This window comes from Caulobacter sp. CCH9-E1 (assembly GCF_001556515.1).
GTDB lineage: Bacteria > Pseudomonadota > Alphaproteobacteria > Caulobacterales > Caulobacteraceae > Caulobacter.
The window spans coordinates 1-16,014 of record NZ_LSJA01000317.1 but is presented as its reverse complement, the minus strand read 5'-3'; the positions used below and the strand labels follow the sequence as shown (position 1 = coordinate 16,014).

Below are 16,014 nucleotides of genomic sequence, written 5' to 3'. Positions count from 1 at the left end.
ATGCGGTTTAAGGCTCTACCGCCTGCATGACCGAAGAGATCCAACGCCCGCGCGTCGGCTGCGGCGCCGCCATCCTCGACGACCAGGGCCGCCTACTGCTGGTCAAGCGCGTCAAGAATCCCGAGGCCGACCACTGGGGCGTGCCGGGCGGTAAGCTCGACTGGGGCGAGGCCGCCCACGTCTGCGCCGAGCGTGAGATCAACGAGGAGCTCGGGATCACCATCAAGGCCGGTCGCGTGCTGGCGGTCACCGACATGGTCGCGCCGGACTACCACTGGGTGGCCATCACCTATGCCGTCGAGAGCTGGGAAGGCGAGCCGTCGATCCAGGAAGCTCACGCCCTCCACGAATGGGGTTGGTTCGCCCTGGACGCCCTACCCTCGCCGTTGACGGCGGGCGCTCTCGACGCCGTGGCGGCTTTGCGGAAAGCCTAGCCGCGAGTCCGATCCACCGTCTCGACCGACGGACAGGCCCGCAGCGCGGCCTGGATATTGGTCAGGTGCTTGGCGTCGCGGACCTCGACATCGATGTCGGTGTCGAAGAAGTCGCTCTGCCGGTGGTGCATGCGAAGATTGACGATGTTGCCGCCGGCCTCGCCGATGATCGTGCAGACCTGCCCCAGGACACCCGGCGCGTTTTGGATCGTGGCGTGCAGGCGCGTCAGCGAGATGGTCGAACGCTCGGCCTCCGGCGTCCAGTTCAGGTCGCGCCACAGCTCCTCGCGATCCTCGTACTCGGCCAGGCGCGGGCAGTCGATCGTGTGGACGTCCAGACCTTCTCCGTCCTCGCGCAGGATGCCGACGATGCGGTCGCCGGGCACGGGGCTGCAACAATGCGCGAAGTGCAGCGAGACGCCCGGCGTCAGGCCGCCGCCGCGGACATAGAGCCGCGCGGCTTCCTGGCCGCCCTCGATCTTCCGGCGGGCCGTGGCGGCCTCACGCTCGGAATCCTTCATGCCCGGATAGGCGGTTTCCAGCACCTGGCTGGGCGAGACCCGGCCGCGTCCGACGGCGTCGAACAGAGCCTCGTCGCCCTCCAGCGCAAAGCGTTCCAGGATCGGCCGCAACGACACGTCCTTCAGCTTCTTGCCGGCGCGCTCGAAGACCTGCTCCAGCGAGGCCCGCCCCAAACGCAGGAACTCTTCCTTCTCGGTCTGGCGGATATGACGGCGAATGGCGGACCTTGCCCGGCCTGTAACCGTCAGCGAGCGCCAGTCCGGCGGCACCACGGGCTTGGAGCCACGCACCACCTCGACCACGTCGCCATTGACCAGGGGCGTGCGCAGCGGCTTCAGCTCGCCATTGACCTTCACGCCGATGCAGGTGTCGCCCACGCTGGTGTGCACGGCATAGGCGAAGTCCAGCGGCATGGCTCCGCGCGGCAGGCTGACCAGCTTGCCCTTGGGCGTGAAGACGAACACCTGGTCTAGGAACATCTCGAGCTTGGCGTGCTCGACCAGTTCTTCGCTGTCGCCGCCGTGTTCCAGCACCTGGACCAGCTGGCGCAGGTTGGCCAGCGGGTCGCGACCGCCGGCGGCCTCCATGCCTTCCAGGTCAAGGCCGTACGAGGCGTCCTTGTAGCGGAAGTGGGCGGCGACGCCCTCTTCATTGACGCGGTCCATCGCCTCAGTGCGGATCTGCATCTCGATACGCATGCCGCGCGGCCCGACCACGGTCGTATGCAGCGAGCGGTAGTTGTTCCGCTTCGGCGTCGAGATGTAGTCCTTGAAGCGGTCGGGCACGCTGGACCAGGCGCGGTGAACGACGCCCAGGACGCGGTAGCAGTCTTCCTCGCTGTCGACGATCACGCGGAAGGCGTAGATGTCCGACATCTGCGAGAAGCCGATCGACTTGCGCTGCAGCTTCCGCCAGATCGAGTAAGGCGACTTCTCGCGGCCGAAGACGCGCGACGGCAGGTTGGCGGACTCCAGCCGAGCCGCGATTTCCTGGCTGACCAGAGCGACCGCCCCGCCCTGCTCTTCCCGGAGCGCATCGAGACGACGCAGGATGGCGTCGCGCGCCACCGGATTGGTGTGCTGGAAGGACAGCTCCTCCAGCTCCACGCAGATGCGGTGGCAGCCGATGTTGCGGGCCAGCGGGGCGTAGATGTCGCGCGTCTCGCGGGCGATGCGCTCGCGCTTGGCCTGGTTCTTGATGAAGTGCAGCGTCCGCATGTTGTGCAGACGGTCGGCCAGCTTGACCAGCAGGACGCGGACGTCCTTGGAGATCGCCAGGATGAACTTGCGCAGGTTCTCGGCCTGGCGCGTGTGCTCGGCCTGGAGCTCCAGCTTGGAAAGCTTGGTGACGCCCTCGACCAGCTCGGCGATCTCCTCGCCGAACAGCTGGGCGATCTCCTCCTTGGTGACCGGGGTGTCCTCGATCACGTCGTGCAGCAGCGCCGTGACGATGGTCGCGGTGTCGAGCCGGTACTCAGTGAGGATGCCCGCCACCTCGATCGGGTGGGCGTAGTATGGGTCGCCGCTGGCCCGGGTCTGCGAGCCGTGCATGCGCATCGCATACACATAGGCGCGGTTCAGCAGCGCCTCGTCGGCCGTCGGGTCGTAGGCGTGGACCCGCTCGATCAGCTCATATTGGCGAAGGAACTTGGGGCGCGGCTTGGCCGGAGCGGCCGGCGCCGGGGTCGGCTCGGTGGGAGCCGGAGACGACGACGCGCCCGATTCGGTATCGGGCGCGCGTTGGGATGAAGCGGTGCTATCGACCGCCTCCAGGGTCAGAGGGTCTGCGCCTTCGGGGCTCAGTACCGCTCCTCCTGGCCGCCGTCGCGGTCGCTTTGCAGGGCGCGGACCAGTTCCAGCTCGCTCATCTGCATGTGGCTCGGATCAGCCAGCAGAGCCAGGGTCTCGGCCTCTTCCTCGGCTTCGGTGTGCTCGTCGACACGCTGCAGCGTGGTGATCAGGTGCTCCTTGAGCCCCTCGTGATCGATCACGTCGTCGGCGATTTCGCGCAGGGCCACGACCGGGTTCTTGTCGTTGTCGCGGTCGACCATCAGGGCCGCGCCGGCCGAGATGCCGCGGGCGCGGTGCGCCGACAGCAGGACGAGCGCGAAGCGGTTCGGAACCTTCTCGACGCAATCTTCGACGGTGACGCGGGCCATGAGTTCCTCGGGCTGCGGTTATCTATCGCAAAATAGGCTTCCGTGCGGCGACACGCAACGCCGCGCACGATCATCAGCTTTCGCGAGCGGGCGCTTATGCCCGCTTCGCCGGTCAATGTCCAGACTTAGTCTGCTCGCCCGGAGCGCCTTCTGGTCGCGCGTCTCGGCCGACCGACGCCTTGCCCGCCAAGGCCGACGCCGTCTCCGCGAGGATCGGGTGGACCCACGACGACGCCAGCTCGGCCAAGGGCCCCATCACGAACCGTCGATCATGCGCCCTAGGATGGGGGACGACGAGGGCGCCATTCAAGACCATTCGTCCATACGCGACGAGATCAAGGTCCAGAGTGCGGGCGGCGTTGGCCTCTCCCCTCGCCCGCCCGAACCGCGCCTCGATGCGATGCAAGGCCGCCAGCGTCTCGGCGGGCGACAATGCGGTCCGCACGATCGCGACGCCGTTCAGGTACTCGGGCCCCGCCGGATCAGGCCAGGCGGCCGAGCGCCACCAGCTGGAGCGCGCCGCGACCTCCAGACCCTCGTCGGAGAAGGCCCTCAAGGCGGCTTCCAACAAGGCCTCGCGACTCGTATAGGCTCCCGGCAGATTGCAGCCGAGCGCCACGATCACGGCCTCGTCCAAGTCATTTTCAGCGACCTGATTTTTCAAGGATTTCTCGTGACCTTCTACCCGACCGACCGCATCGCCCTGTTTATCGACGGGGCCAATCTCTATTCCGCCGCCAAGGCGCTGGGCTTTGACATCGACTACCGCAAGCTGCTGGACGAGTTCAAAAAGCGCGGCGTGCTGATCCGGGCCTATTACTACACCGCCATCGCCGAGAACGACGACTATTCGCCGATCCGCCCGCTGGTGGACTGGCTGGACTACAACGGCTTTACCCTGGTGACGAAGCCGGCGCGCGAGTTCACCGACAGCCAGGGCCGCAAGCGCTGGCGCGGCGACATGGACATCGAGATCGCCGTCGACATGCTGCAGATGGCCGAGACCGCCGATCACTTGGTGCTGTTCTCGGGCGACGGCGACTTCCGCGCCCTGGTCGAGGCGGTCCAGCGCAAGGGCCGCCGCGTCACCGTGGTCTCGACCATGAAGAGCCAGCCGCCGATGACCAGCGACGACCTGCGCCGCCAAGCCGACAACTTCGTCGACCTCTCCGATCTTGGAAACATCATCGGCCGTCCCCAGCGCGTCCAGACCCGCCAGATGTCGGACAACCGCACCCCGGCCGAACGTGAAGCCGAGGACGAATACTGAGATGTCGCAGGTCTCCAATATCGTCGGCGAGGTCGTCCCGAACCCCGCCGAACCCCCGCGCGACTGCCCGCTGTGTCCGCGTCTCGTCGCCTATCGTCGCGAGAACCAGGACCTCTATCCCGACTGGTTCAACGGCCCCGCCCCGTCGTTCGGCGACAAGGACGCCCGGCTGCTGGTCGTGGGTCTGGCGCCCGGCCGCAAAGGCGCCAACCGCACCGGACGCCCATTCACGGGCGACTACGCCGGGACCCTGCTCTACGACACCCTGATCAAGTTCGGCTTCGCGACCGGCAAGTTCGAGGCGCGACCCGATGACAGCCTGAAGCTGGTCGGCAGCGCTGTGACCAACGCGGTCCGCTGCGCGCCGCCCGGCAACAAGCCGGAGACTTCGGAAGAGAACAATTGCCGCCCGTTCCTGACGGCACGGCTGGAACAGTTCCCGAACCTGAAGGCCATCGTCACCCTGGGCGACGTCTCGCGCCGAAACGTGCTGAAGGCCCTGGGCCTGAAGGCCTCGGCCGGCGTCCCGGGCCACGGCTCGGAGTTCCAGGCCGGCCCTTACCGGATCTTCAACAGCTATCACTGCTCGCGGCTCAACACGAACACCGGCCGCCTGACGACGCCGATGTTCGAGGATCTGTTCGCGCGGGTGAAGGCGTATCTGGACCAAGCCGCCTAGCGCGGCTTCATCAAGCGGCCGGACCTACAGCCTCACTGTGCGCCCCTCGCGGGCGGCGCGGTAGATGGCCTCGATAATGCGAACGTCCTTCAGCCCCTCCTCGCCCCCGACGATCGGCTCGCGGTTCGTCAGGATGCATTCGGAGAGATGGTCCAGCTGGGCCGAGAACTGGTTCTTCGGCTGCGGCGCCGGCTCGCGGGCCGTAGGCGGTCCGCCCAGCGCCGTCCGCATCGACTGGCCCTGATAGCTGGTGGCCGGGTCGATCTCGATGAAGCCCTTCGGCCCCGTGACCCGATAGCGGTTGAAGTTGGCGGTATAGGCCGAGCCGCACTGGGCCGTGGCGCCCGACGGGAACAGCAGCTGGAAGTTGATGATGTCCTCAACCTCCTTGAAGCGCGGGTTCGAACGGTCCGTGGACTCGATGGCGTTGACGGCCACCGGCTCTTCGCCGGTCAGGTAACGGGCGGCGTTCAGGCTGTAGATGCCGATGTCCATCAGGCTGCCGCCGCCGGCCAGGGCCTTGTTCAGGCGCCACTGCGTGGGATCGCCGATCGTGAAGCCATGGTCGGTCGAGATGTGCCGCACCGGGCCCACCGCGCCGTCGCGGATCAGCTTGATCGCCTCGATATTGTGGGCTTGGAAGCGGCTGCGATAGCCGATCATCAGCTTGCGGCCGGCCTTCTTGCAGGCGGCGATCATCGCTTCGCAGTCAGCCGCCGAGGTCGCCATCGGCTTTTCGCACATCACGTGCTTGCCCGCCTTGGCCGCGCGCTCGGTGAAGGTGCGGTGCAGGCTGTTGGGCGTGACGACGTAGACGATGTCGACGTCGGGATTATCGACGATCTTGTCGAAGGTCTCGTAGCTGTAGCGGTGGCTTTCCGGAATCCCGTACTGCTCGCCGAACGTCTTGAGCTTCTCGGGCGTGCCGCTGACCAGCGCGACGAGCTTGGAATGTTCGCACTCGGCGAAGCGGGGCATGATGATCTTGGTGGCGTAATAGCCAAGACCCAGGATCGCGTAGCCCAGCTTGCGGTCCGTCTGGCGGGCCAGGGCGTCCAGCGGTCCCGCGGCGGCGGCGGCCGCAAGCCCCGAGGCGATGAAGGTTCGCTTGCTGATCGTGCTCATCGCTTGGCTCCCGTAAGGCCCGACGTCAGGGTGCGGACCCGCGCCAGGATGTGATTTGAGGTCAGGAACAGCGTGCGGCCGTCCTCGCCGAACGTGCAGTTGGCCGTCGGGAAGCCGGTCTCGATGACACCGAGAAGCTTGGCCTCAGGCGTCAGGATCAGGATCCCGCCCGGACCAGTCGCGAACAGGCGTCCATGGACGTCCACCCGCATCCCATCAGGCAAACCGGGGCCACCCGCCTTCTGCAATTCGCTAGCGTCGAAGAAGACCTTCCGCGACACCGGCAGTCCATCGCGACCAAGGTCGTAGGCCATGATGACCGGCCCCTTGGGATCCGAAACCGCGACGTACAGGCGCCCCTCGTCCGGCGACAGAGCCACCCCGTTGGGGAAGGTCAGCTTGTCGTCGACCAGCGCCACCTCACCGTTCGGACGGCGCAGATAAACCCCGTTGAACGGCAGCTCCTTGATCGGCGAGGCGTCCAGGCCCTCAAGGCCGTAAGGCGGATCGGTGAAGTAGATCGAACCCTTCAGGTCACCCAGCCGCGCGACGATCAGGTCGTTGGGGCTGTTGAACCGCTTGCCCTGGAAGCGGTCGGCGAGAACGGTCTTGGCCTTGGTCTTCAGATCAACCTTGGAGACGGCGCGATTGCCGTGGTCGCAGACCAGCAGCTCACCGGTCAGCGACAAGGTCATGCCGTTGGTCCCGGGCTCCCGGAAGATCTTGGTCGGCGGCCCGGCATAGCCGGACGGCTGCAGGAAGACGGCCTTTCCGTCCTTCTCGCTCCACCGATACATGACGTTGCCCGGCACGTCGGAGAACAGCAGGTAGTCGCCATCGGGAATCCAGACCGGTCCCTCCGACCAGATCATGCCGTCGGCCAGTTGCTCGATCACCGCGTCGGGCGCGATGACGGCGTCCAGCTCTGGCGACAACCGCCGGATTCGGCCTATGCGGGCAAAAGCCTGCGTCGCGGCTTGTGCGGTCATCGATCGTCCTCCGGCGATCAGGGCGGCTCCGGCGGCGAGCATGGCGCGTCGGGTCGTCATGGTGGCGGTCTCCGCTTCTTGGTTCGCCGCCTAGAGACCATGACAGCGATGTCACGGCAACGGCGAAACGTCAGGACCGAACGCGCGGCACGGCGTCCAGCCAACGCGCATAGGCCGCCTCCCGTTCGTGCTCTTTCAACGCGGGCTTGAGCGTCTCGGCGGCGGGGCTGACCTCGGCGGCTTCCTCGACACTAGCGTAGAGTCCCGCGCCGACCGCGGCGAAGAGAGCCGCGCCCAGGGCCGTGGTCTCCTGGTAGCTCGACCGGCGCACCGAGACCCCTGTCAGGTCGGCCAGCCGTTGCGAGAACCACGCGCTCCTGGACATGCCGCCATCGATGCGCAGCTGCGCCGCCTCACCGAACGCGCCCGGCGCGTCGGCCCGCATCGCCTCGATCAGGTCGCGGCTCTGCAGGGCGCAGGCGTCATAGGTCGCCGCCGCGATCTCCGGCAGGCCAGCATCGCGTGTCAGGCCGAAGATCGCCCCCCGCGCGCCGGCGTCCCACCAGGGCGCGCCGAGGCCCGTGAAGGCCGGCACGACCACGACGCCGTGATCGCTCTTGGCGGCGCGCGCCAGGGCCTCGGCCCCGCGCGGCCCGCCGGTGACGCCCAGGCCCTCGCCCAGCCACTGGATCGCCGCCCCGGCGACGAAGATCGAGCCCTCGAGCGCGTAGGTCGTCTTGCCGTTCACCCGCGCCGCCACCGTGGTCAGCAGCCGCGAACGCGACACGCATTTCTCTTCGCCTGTGTTGATCAGCATGAAGCAGCCGGTGCCGTAGGTCGCCTTCATTTGGCCGGGCGACACGCAACCTTGCCCCATCAGCGCCGCCTGCTGGTCGCCGGCCACGCCGCGGATCGGAACGGGCCGCCCCAGAACTTCCGCCTCAACCGCTCCATAGTCGTCGACGCAGTCCAGCACCTTGGGCAGTAGGGTCGACGGCACATCGAACAGCGCCAACATCTCGCCCGACCATTCCTGCGCGCCGATGTCGAACAGCAGGGTCCGCGAGGCGTTGGTCGCATCGGTGGCGTGCACGGCGCCGGCGGTCAGCCGCCAGATCACCCAGCAGTCCATGGTGCCGCACAGCAGCTCGCCCGCCTCGGCCCGAGCTCGCGCCCCGGGCACATGGTCCAGCAGCCAGGCGATCTTGGTGGCCGAGAAATAGGGATCGAGCAGCAAGCCAGTGACCTCGGCCACCCGCGCTTCGCGACCTTCGGCCTTGAGCTTGGCGCAGACGTCCGCCGTGCGCCGGTCCTGCCAGACGATCGCCGGATGGATCGGACGACCCGTATGGCGATCCCAGACCACGACCGTCTCGCGCTGATTGGTGACGCCGATCGCGGCGATATCCGCCGCCCGTCCCGAGGCCTCGGCGGCCTCGCGCATCACGGCCACGCAGGCGGCGTAGATTTCCTCGGCGTCGTGCTCGACCCAGCCGTCGTGCGGATAGTCCTGGCGGAGCGGCCGCGAGGCCTCGGCCAAAGCCCGCCCTTCGTGGTCGAACAGAATGGCGCGCGTGCTCGTGGTGCCCTGGTCCAGAGCCAGGATCAGGTCTTGCGCCATTCGGCGTCCTCCCTCGTAAGCGGCCGCCGGTCACGATTCACGCCGACGCCAGACATCGCCTTTAAGCATGTTTTCATTTGGCCTCCGCAAGGTCATCCTTGAAGCGCCTGCGGATTCGAGGAGTCGGGCCATTTCAGCCGTCGAGATCTCCACGCTTATGACGCTGGCTCGCAGTCGCGAGCCGGGTGACCGCGAACGCCTGCTCACGGGGATCATCGATCTCTGCGAAGCGGGACGCGCCAAGGGCGAGCCGACCCATCCCGACGTCCAGGCCTTGCTGAATTCGATCTTCATGACCCTTGTGGTCGAGGCCGAACGCGACATCCGCCATCGCCTGTCGGAGCGCCTGGCCGACGCAGACTGGGCGCCGTCGGCCCTGATCAACATCATGGCGCTCGACGAGATCGAGATCGCCCGACCGATCATCGCCCGCAGCCCTGTGCTCAAAGACCACGACCTGGTCCGCCTGCTGGTCCAGGCGACGCTGGAACACCAGATCGAGATCGCCCGCCGTCCACGTCTGTCGCCTCCCGTGGTCGACGCCATCATCCAGCGCGACGAGCCGGCCGTCCTGACCGCCCTGGCGGCCAACGAGAGCGCCGAGATTTCCGACCAGGCCATGCAGCGCCTTGTTGACCGTTCGCGCGATGTGGTCGCCCTGCGCTCGCCACTGGCCCGGCACCCGCGGATGTCCAGCGAGTTGGCGGAGCAGCTCTATGTTCTGGTCGGCCACGCCCTGCGCGAGGCCCTTGCCTCCCGCTTCAACCTCGACACCGCCCGCATGCAAGGGGCGCTGGACGAAGCGTTGCGCGCCGCCCATCGCGGCGAGACCGAGATCGAGATCGGCCCCGTCGAGCAAGACGAAGACCGCGAGGACATGGAGCGCTCCCTGATCGAGAAGCTCGACTCGGCGGGCCAGCTCCGACCTGGCTACCTGCTGCGGGTGCTGCGCGAAGGACGGCTACAGCTGTTCATCATGGCCCTGGCGCGGCTGGGCGATTTCGAGCCGACGCAGATCCGCCGGGCCATCGACAGCGCCAAGCCCGAGTTGCTGGCCCTCGCCTGTTCGGCCGTCGGCATCGACCGCAGCGTCTTTCCGACGATCCTGGAGCACGTCCGCCACCTGAACGGCGGCCGTCCTGGCGGCGGCGACGAGGGCCTGCGCCGCGCCGGCAGCGCCTTTGGCCCCTTTACGCCGGACATCGCCGGCATGGCCTTCCGACAGGCGGTCGGCGCGGTTTGACAACCGCCCGGGCTTGCCGCCTCTTGGCGCCATGTACCAGCCGCAACCTTTCGTGACTCGCCTGGCGTTCAAGTCCAGCGACCGGCCCGAGGCGCAAGAGGCCCGTGAGCGGCTGGTCGCGCGTTACGGCGACGTCGGCGAGGACAATGCGCAGGTGATCGTCGCGCTCGGCGGCGACGGCTTCATGCTGGAGACGCTGCACGAGGCCATCGCCTCTCAGACGCCGATCTACGGCATGAACCGGGGCTCGGTCGGCTTCTTGATGAACGAGTACAGCGAGGACGGCCTCTTGGAGCGGATCAACGCCGCCGAACGGGCGGTCATCCATCCGCTGGCCATGGTGGCGATCGACTCTCGCCGGACCCAACACCGCGCCCTGGCGATCAACGAGGTCTCGCTGCTGCGCCAGACCCGCCAGACCGCCAAGCTGCGCATCTCGATCGACGGTAAGGTGCGGATGGGCGAGCTGGTCTGCGACGGCGCCCTGCTGGCGACGCCGGCCGGCTCTACCGCCTACAATCTTTCGGCGCATGGCCCGATCATCCCGATCGACGGCCATGTCCTGGCACTGACGCCGATCAGCGCCTTCCGGCCCCGGCGCTGGCGTGGGGCCCTGCTGCCGCAGTCGGCCCGCGTGACGTTCGAGATCCTGGAGGCCGACAAGCGCCCCGTCAGCGCCGTCGCCGATAACTTCGAGGTGCGGGACGTGATGGAGGTCCACATCTCCGAAGATCGCGGCACCTCGCTGTCCATGCTGTTCGACGCCGGCCGTAGTCTCGAAGAGCGTGTGTTGGCCGAGCAGTTCTCGGCCTGAGACGTTGGGTCGCACGGTAGGTGCGGTCTCACTCAATGTTAACGCCTGCTATGTTAGCGTCACTTAAGTATCCGCCGCTGGGGAGGCGATCGTGACGAACAAGACCACCGCCGAGGTGATCCAGGTGCCGAACATGCTCAAGCTCAAGGTGGGCGGGCGCGGCGGCATCGACATGGCCGCGATCGCCAAGGCCGAGGCGGCGCTGAAAAGCCTTTCCGGGAACTTCGCCCAATGGCTGGACGACGAGATCGTCAAGCTGGAAGCCGCTCGCCAAGCCGTCCGCACCGAAGGCCTCAACGCCGAGACGGTCGAGACCCTGTACCTTCGCGCTCACGACCTGAAGGGCCTGGGCGCGACCTACGAGTTCCCGCTGATCACGCGCCTGTCCGCTTCGCTGTGCAAGCTGATCGACGATCCGGCGACGCGGCTGTCCGCGCCGATGTTCCTGGTCGACGCCCACATCGATGCGATCAAGGCCTGCGTCCGCGACGACATTCGCGTTGACACCCACCCGGTCGGCCGCCCGCTCGTCACCGAGCTGGAAGCGCGCGTCGCCGAGTACCTGAGCTCGGCCGGCTAGGTCAGGCCAAACAGCCCCCGCAGGTACGGGTTGAGCATCCGGCCTTCCGGATCCAGTTCCTGGCGGACGGCCAGGTAGTCGTTCCAGCGCGGATACAGCGCCGCCAACTGCTGCCCCCGCAGCGTATGCAGCTTGCCCCAATGCGGTCGCCCCTCGTAGCGGCGGAAGATCGGCTCAACCAGGCTGTAGAGGAAGCTGAAGTCGTCACGGTAGTAGGCGTGCACCGCCACCGAGCCGCGCGGTCCGCCATGGAACGGCGACAGCCAGGCGTCGTCGGACGCGATCCGCCGCGCCTCGATCGGAAAGAAGACGTCGGGCCGCTCCTTCTCGATCGTGCGAACGACCTCCTCCAGGGCCTTCAGCTGGTTCTCGACCGGCAGGTGGAACTCCATCTCGTTGAAGCGCACCGGCCGCTCGGTCGACAGCAGCTTCCAGCCCTCGTCGACGGCGGTCTCGGGCTTGGCGGTCGACAGCAGCGCCTTGGCGGCGGCCTTGCGCACCGGGGTCGCGAAGCCCAGCAGATTGCGCAAGCCCTTCAGCGCCTCAAGGAATTCGGTGTCCTGGTCGGGACCGCGCGGCAGGGCCGGATCGTCGGTCTCGTCATGGCTGATGTTGGCCGCCAGGCCCGTGAACGGCACGGCGTAGAACTCGAAGTTGCGGTGCTGGGCCCAGCGCGCCTCGGCGTTGGCCAGCGCCTCCTCGAACGGCTCGAGCCAGACGCGGCGGCGCAGGCGGCGATTGGCGCTGGTCCTGATCCGCACCTGGCTGATCACGCCCAGCGCGCCCAGCGAGACGAGAGCGGCCTGGAAGATCTCCGGGTTCTTCTCGGCGTCGGCGTCGATCACCTGGCCCGAGGGCGTGACGAGCCGCAGGCCCGTGACGTCGCCGTGCAGAGCCGGGATCTTCGCCCCGGCGCCGTGGGTGGCGGTGCCCAGCGCGCCGCCCAGCGACTGCTTGTTGATGTCGGGCAGGTTCGGGAGCGCCCGGCCCTTCTCGGCCAGCATCGGCCCGAGCGCGCCAAGCCGCGTGCCGGTGCGGACAATCGCCGCGTCGCCCTCCCAGTCGACCACGCCGGCCATGGCGTCCAGCGAGACGAGCGTCCCGGTCGTCGGCGCCAGGGCGGTGAAGGAGTGGCCCGCGCCCACCGGACGGATCGGTCCCTGGGCGGTCTTCAAGGCCAGGGCCAGCTCGCCCTCGTCCTTGGGCGCCAGGCGGGCGGCGGGATAGGCGTTCTGGATGCCCGACCAGTTGCGCCAGAGCAGCTTGCCGTCGGCGTTGACGGAGGGCGGCGAAGGCGGTTCGGGCTTGTCTCCGGTGGCGACCTTGTAGGCCGCCGCGCCGCCGGCGACCACCGCCACGCCCGTTCCGCCCGCGATCAGGGCCCCACGCCTGGAGATCATGCTTCCGCCCGCTTGTTGTTTGTTACGTCGCGGAGTCTTCGCGCCCCGCCATGAACCGTATCAGGGCCTTGAAATCGTCCGGCGTGCAAGTGGCGCATTGGCCGGTCGCCGGCATGGCGTTGAAGCCCTGGATCGTGTGATCCAGCAGCACGGCCTCGCCCTGCTTCCAGCGCGGGTCCCAGGCCGCCCGATCATGCACCATCGGAGCGCCCGTCTCCGGCATGGCGTGGCACGCGCGACAAGAGGTTTCGTACAGCGCGGCCAGGCGCGCGTCGGCCGGACGCAGCGCCAGGGCCTGCTCGGGCGTGGGCGGCGGCGGAGGCTTGGCTCCGCAGGCCGCGAGGATCAGGGCGGAGGCGAGAAGGGCCAGCCGCTTCATCAAGCGATCCCCGACAAGCGCTTGGCCGCCGTCAGCGTGTTGGCCAGCAGGCAGGCGATGGTCATCGGTCCGACTCCCCCCGGAACCGGCGTGATCGCGCCGGCGACCTCGCGAACCTCGTCGAAGGCGACGTCGCCGACAAGGCGGGTCTTGCCCGCCGCCGCGGCCGCGGGATCGCGGGCCGGATAGCGGGTGATGCCGACGTCGATCACGGTCGCGCCCGGCTTGACCCAGTCGGCCTTGACCATCTCGGCGCGCCCCACGGCGGCCACGACGATGTCGGCCTGTCGAACGATGCCCGGCAGATCCTTGGAGCGCGAGTGGGCGATGGTGACGGTGCAGTCGGCGGCCAGCAGCATCTGGGCCATCGGCTTGCCCATCAGGTTCGAGCGGCCGATCACGACGGCGTTCTTGCCGGAGAGATCGCCCAGCGTGTCCTTCAGCAGCATCATGCAGCCCAGCGGCGTGCAGGGCGTCAGGGCCGGCAGGCCGCTGGCCAGGCGACCGGCGTTGGTCACGGTCAGGCCATCGACGTCCTTGTCCGGCGACAGCGCCGCCACGACGTCCATCTGGCTGATGTGCGGCGGCACCGGGAACTGGACCAGCACGCCGTGGATCTTGGGATCGGCGTTCAGCTTGGCGACGACGGCCAGCAGCTCGTCCTGCGTGGTCTCGGCCGGCAGGCGATGGGTTTCGGAGTACATGCCAGCGGCTTCGGTCTGTTCGCCCTTGTTGCGGACATAGACCTGACTGGCCGGATCCTCGCCGACCAGCACCACGGCCAGGCCCGGCGTCACGCCATGCTTGGCCTTCAGCTCGGCCACCTCCTTGGCGATCTTGGCCCGCAGATCGGCCGCGAAAGCCTTGCCGTCGATGAGTTTAGCCTGCGCCATGGGGGTTCTCCTGCTTGACCCGTCCCTAGCCGCTCGACGCGCGCCGCGCAACGCCGCCGCCGAGGACTTGACCCGAACCTCCGGTGGGCGTTTTCCAGGGTTATGACCCAGTCCTTCCCGACTCCCGCCGCCCACGCCCGCGACCTCCTGGACAAGCTGGGCGTCCCGGCCCGCCCCGCCGACGCCGGCCAGCCGGTGCGCAGCCCGATCGACGGCTCCGTCCTGACCCATGTCGCCTTCGACGACGCCCGCGAGATCGAGGCCAAGGTCGCGGCCGGCCGTCGCGCCTTCGACGCCTGGCGCGTGGTCCCCGCCCCGCGACGCGGCGAACTGGTGCGCCTGTTCGGCGAAGAGCTGCGCGCGGCCAAGTCCGATCTGGCCGCCCTCGTCACCCTGGAAGCCGGCAAGATCGCCTCGGAGGCGGCCGGCGAGGTCCAGGAGATGATCGACATCTGCGACTTCGCCGTCGGCCTGTCGCGCCAGTTGCATGGCCTGACCATCGCGTCCGAGCGTCCGGGCCACGCCATGCGCGAGACCTGGCACCCGCTGGGTCCGGTCGCGGTGATCAGCGCCTTCAACTTCCCGGTCGCCGTCTGGGCCTGGAACGCGTGCCTGGCCCTGGTCTGCGGCGATCCGGTGATCTGGAAGCCGTCCGAGAAGACGCCGCTCACGGCGCTGGCCACCCACGCCATTCTCGAGCGCGCCCTGGCTCGCTTCGGCGACGCGCCCGAAGGCTTGGTGTCGGTGGTCCAGGGCGGCCGCGACGCGGGCGAGCGCCTGGCCCGCGATCCGCGCATCCCGCTGGTCAGCGCCACCGGCTCCACGCGCATGGGCAAGGCGCTCGCCCCGCTGGTCGCCGAACGCTTCGGCCGCTCGATCCTGGAGCTGGGCGGCAACAACGCCATGATTGTCACGCCTTCGGCCGACCTCTCTTTGGCCCTGCGCGCCATCGTCTTCTCGGCCGCCGGCACCGCCGGCCAGCGCTGTACGTCCCTGCGCCGGCTGATCGTCCACGAAAGCCTGGTCGACAAGGTCTCGGACGCGGTCGAGACCGCCTTCCAGCGCCTGCCGGTCGGCGATCCGCGCGAGGGCAAGACGCTTCTCGGTCCGCTGATCGATCGCCAGGCCTATGACGCCTTCGTCGCCGCGATGGGCGCCGTCCGGACCGAGGGGGGGACCGTCAGCGGCGGCGAGCGCCTGCTGGCCGATCAGTGGCCCGAGGCCTTCTACGTCCGCCCGGCCCTGGCCCGCCTGCCCGCCCCCGCGCCGTGCATGCAGCGCGAGACCTTCGCGCCCCTGCTGCACGTCGTGCCGTACGCGGACTTCGACGAGGCGGTGGCGATCCAGAACGACGTTCCCCAGGGTCTGTCCTCCTGTGTGATGACCAACGACGTCCGCGAGGCCGAGGCCTTCCTGTCGGCCGCCGGCAGCGACTGCGGCATCGCCAACGTCAACATCGGCCCCTCGGGCGCCGAGATCGGCGGCGCGTTCGGCGGCGAGAAGGAGACCGGCGGCGGCCGCGAGAGCGGTTCGGACAGCTGGAAGCAGTACATGCGCCGCCAGACCGCGACCGTGAACTATTCGGGGGCCCTGCCGCTGGCCCAGGGGGTGCGGTTCGATCTCTGAAGTAGCACTCTCCCTTCCCCTTGATGGGGAAGGGCCGGGGATGGGGTGACTGATGAGGTGGTGGTGGCGCGCGGCATCGACTGCCGTGACCACCCCACCCCTACCCCTCCCCATCCAGGGGAGGGGCGTGTTTCCTCGGCTTCACGCGATCGCTCGCTGAAGGGATGGGGAGGCGACGGAGCGGCCGGGCGAACCCGGAGACCGTAAGGTTTGATAGCGTTTCGGCTCGTCGACCGCTCCGCCAGGCTGTTGTTTCCATGAGGACGGCGGGCGTGAGCGTT

Annotated in this window: 16 protein-coding genes; 7 read left to right on the top strand and 9 right to left on the bottom strand. The window is 68.3% G+C overall.

Annotated elements, in window-relative coordinates; translation table 11 throughout:
- Positions 1 to 26: 26 nt before the first annotated feature.
- Complete coding sequence (locus tag AX690_RS17940) at positions 27 to 434, top strand: NUDIX domain-containing protein (protein WP_066680937.1); 408 nt, start codon at positions 27 to 29, stop codon at positions 432 to 434.
- Here the strand turns inward: AX690_RS17940 and AX690_RS17935 are convergent.
- The 3 genes from AX690_RS17935 to folK form a co-directional block, all read right to left on the bottom strand.
- A complete protein-coding gene (locus AX690_RS17935) occupies positions 431 to 2,584 on the bottom strand; it encodes a bifunctional (p)ppGpp synthetase/guanosine-3',5'-bis(diphosphate) 3'-pyrophosphohydrolase (protein WP_197426906.1) in 2,154 nt (717 codons plus the stop codon). The genes AX690_RS17940 and AX690_RS17935 overlap by 4 nt on opposite strands.
- 170 nt (positions 2,585 to 2,754) lie before the next feature.
- The gene (gene rpoZ / locus AX690_RS17930) at positions 2,755 to 3,114 is read right to left on the bottom strand and encodes a DNA-directed RNA polymerase subunit omega (RefSeq protein ID WP_004619634.1); all 360 of its coding nucleotides are present in this window, start codon (positions 3,112 to 3,114) and stop codon (positions 2,755 to 2,757) included.
- A 112-nt stretch (positions 3,115 to 3,226) separates the two neighbouring features.
- The gene (gene folK, locus AX690_RS17925; protein ID WP_066680933.1) at positions 3,227 to 3,778 is read right to left on the bottom strand and encodes a 2-amino-4-hydroxy-6-hydroxymethyldihydropteridine diphosphokinase; all 552 of its coding nucleotides are present in this window, start codon (positions 3,776 to 3,778) and stop codon (positions 3,227 to 3,229) included.
- Between the two features lie 9 nt (positions 3,779 to 3,787).
- On the opposite strand from folK, the gene AX690_RS17920 reads away from it, so the two are divergent.
- Positions 3,788 to 4,384 carry an NYN domain-containing protein gene (locus tag AX690_RS17920; RefSeq protein WP_066680931.1) on the top strand — a complete coding sequence of 199 codons (597 nt, stop codon included), beginning with the start codon at positions 3,788 to 3,790 and terminating at the stop codon, positions 4,382 to 4,384.
- Between the two features lies 1 nt (position 4,385).
- Complete coding sequence (locus tag AX690_RS17915; RefSeq protein ID WP_066680930.1) at positions 4,386 to 5,063, top strand: uracil-DNA glycosylase; 678 nt, start codon at positions 4,386 to 4,388, stop codon at positions 5,061 to 5,063.
- A 24-nt stretch (positions 5,064 to 5,087) separates the two neighbouring features.
- Here AX690_RS17915 and AX690_RS17910 read toward each other — a convergent pair whose 3' ends face one another.
- The 3 genes from AX690_RS17910 to glpK form a co-directional block, all read right to left on the bottom strand.
- The gene (locus AX690_RS17910; RefSeq protein WP_197426904.1) at positions 5,088 to 6,287 is read right to left on the bottom strand and encodes a Gfo/Idh/MocA family protein; all 1,200 of its coding nucleotides are present in this window, start codon (positions 6,285 to 6,287) and stop codon (positions 5,088 to 5,090) included.
- Positions 6,185 to 7,237 (bottom strand): SMP-30/gluconolactonase/LRE family protein, encoded by a 1,053-nt coding sequence (locus AX690_RS17905; protein WP_066680925.1) that lies wholly within the window; start codon positions 7,235 to 7,237, stop codon positions 6,185 to 6,187. Before AX690_RS17905 ends, AX690_RS17910 begins: the two co-directional genes overlap by 103 nt.
- A gap of 70 nt (positions 7,238 to 7,307) precedes the next feature.
- Entirely contained in the window at positions 7,308 to 8,798 is a 1,491-nt protein-coding gene (gene glpK / locus AX690_RS17900; protein ID WP_066680923.1) for a glycerol kinase GlpK, read from the bottom strand.
- A gap of 157 nt (positions 8,799 to 8,955) precedes the next feature.
- Between glpK and AX690_RS17895 the strand changes: the two genes are divergently transcribed.
- The 3 genes from AX690_RS17895 (at position 8,956) to AX690_RS17885 (ending at position 11,435) form a co-directional block, all read left to right on the top strand.
- Complete coding sequence (locus AX690_RS17895) at positions 8,956 to 10,041, top strand: DUF2336 domain-containing protein (protein ID WP_066680921.1); 1,086 nt, start codon at positions 8,956 to 8,958, stop codon at positions 10,039 to 10,041.
- Positions 10,042 to 10,072: 31 nt separating this feature from the next.
- Positions 10,073 to 10,855: an NAD kinase gene (locus AX690_RS17890; protein WP_066680920.1), complete on the top strand. Its 783-nt coding sequence runs from the start codon at positions 10,073 to 10,075 to the stop codon at positions 10,853 to 10,855.
- A 91-nt stretch (positions 10,856 to 10,946) separates the two neighbouring features.
- Positions 10,947 to 11,435: a histidine phosphotransferase gene (locus tag AX690_RS17885; RefSeq protein WP_066680919.1), complete on the top strand. Its 489-nt coding sequence runs from the start codon at positions 10,947 to 10,949 to the stop codon at positions 11,433 to 11,435.
- On the opposite strand, the gene AX690_RS17880 is transcribed toward AX690_RS17885, so the two are convergent.
- The 3 genes from AX690_RS17880 to folD are packed head-to-tail and all read right to left on the bottom strand — an operon-like array spanning position 11,432 to position 14,107.
- Entirely contained in the window at positions 11,432 to 12,835 is a 1,404-nt protein-coding gene (locus AX690_RS17880; RefSeq protein ID WP_066680918.1) for a D-arabinono-1,4-lactone oxidase, read from the bottom strand. The two genes, AX690_RS17885 and AX690_RS17880, sit on opposite strands and share 4 nt — an antisense overlap.
- A gap of 22 nt (positions 12,836 to 12,857) precedes the next feature.
- Positions 12,858 to 13,214 (bottom strand): cytochrome c5 family protein, encoded by a 357-nt coding sequence (locus AX690_RS17875; protein WP_156449721.1) that lies wholly within the window; start codon positions 13,212 to 13,214, stop codon positions 12,858 to 12,860.
- Entirely contained in the window at positions 13,214 to 14,107 is an 894-nt protein-coding gene (gene folD, locus AX690_RS17870; protein ID WP_066680915.1) for a bifunctional methylenetetrahydrofolate dehydrogenase/methenyltetrahydrofolate cyclohydrolase FolD, read from the bottom strand. Before folD ends, AX690_RS17875 begins: the two co-directional genes overlap by 1 nt.
- A gap of 102 nt (positions 14,108 to 14,209) precedes the next feature.
- Between folD and AX690_RS17865 the strand changes: the two genes are divergently transcribed.
- Positions 14,210 to 15,733, top strand: a complete 1,524-nt coding sequence (locus AX690_RS17865) for an aldehyde dehydrogenase family protein (RefSeq protein WP_066680914.1) — start codon at positions 14,210 to 14,212, stop codon at positions 15,731 to 15,733.
- Positions 15,734 to 16,014 lie beyond the last annotated feature (281 nt).

Coding starts and splice junctions, on each gene's coding strand:
- AX690_RS17915 (WP_066680930.1), top strand. CDS start 4,386: ATGTCGCAGGTCTCCAATATCGTCGGCGAGGTCGTCCCGAACCCCGCC.
- folD (WP_066680915.1), bottom strand. CDS start 14,107: ATGGCGCAGGCTAAACTCATCGACGGCAAGGCTTTCGCGGCCGATCTG.
- AX690_RS17875 (WP_156449721.1), bottom strand. CDS start 13,214: ATGAAGCGGCTGGCCCTTCTCGCCTCCGCCCTGATCCTCGCGGCCTGC.
- AX690_RS17940 (WP_066680937.1), top strand. CDS start 27: ATGACCGAAGAGATCCAACGCCCGCGCGTCGGCTGCGGCGCCGCCATC.
- glpK (WP_066680923.1), bottom strand. CDS start 8,798: ATGGCGCAAGACCTGATCCTGGCTCTGGACCAGGGCACCACGAGCACG.
- AX690_RS17865 (WP_066680914.1), top strand. CDS start 14,210: ATGACCCAGTCCTTCCCGACTCCCGCCGCCCACGCCCGCGACCTCCTG.
- rpoZ (WP_004619634.1), bottom strand. CDS start 3,114: ATGGCCCGCGTCACCGTCGAAGATTGCGTCGAGAAGGTTCCGAACCGC.
- AX690_RS17905 (WP_066680925.1), bottom strand. CDS start 7,237: ATGACGACCCGACGCGCCATGCTCGCCGCCGGAGCCGCCCTGATCGCC.
- AX690_RS17890 (WP_066680920.1), top strand. CDS start 10,073: ATGTACCAGCCGCAACCTTTCGTGACTCGCCTGGCGTTCAAGTCCAGC.
- AX690_RS17895 (WP_066680921.1), top strand. CDS start 8,956: ATGACGCTGGCTCGCAGTCGCGAGCCGGGTGACCGCGAACGCCTGCTC.
- AX690_RS17880 (WP_066680918.1), bottom strand. CDS start 12,835: ATGATCTCCAGGCGTGGGGCCCTGATCGCGGGCGGAACGGGCGTGGCG.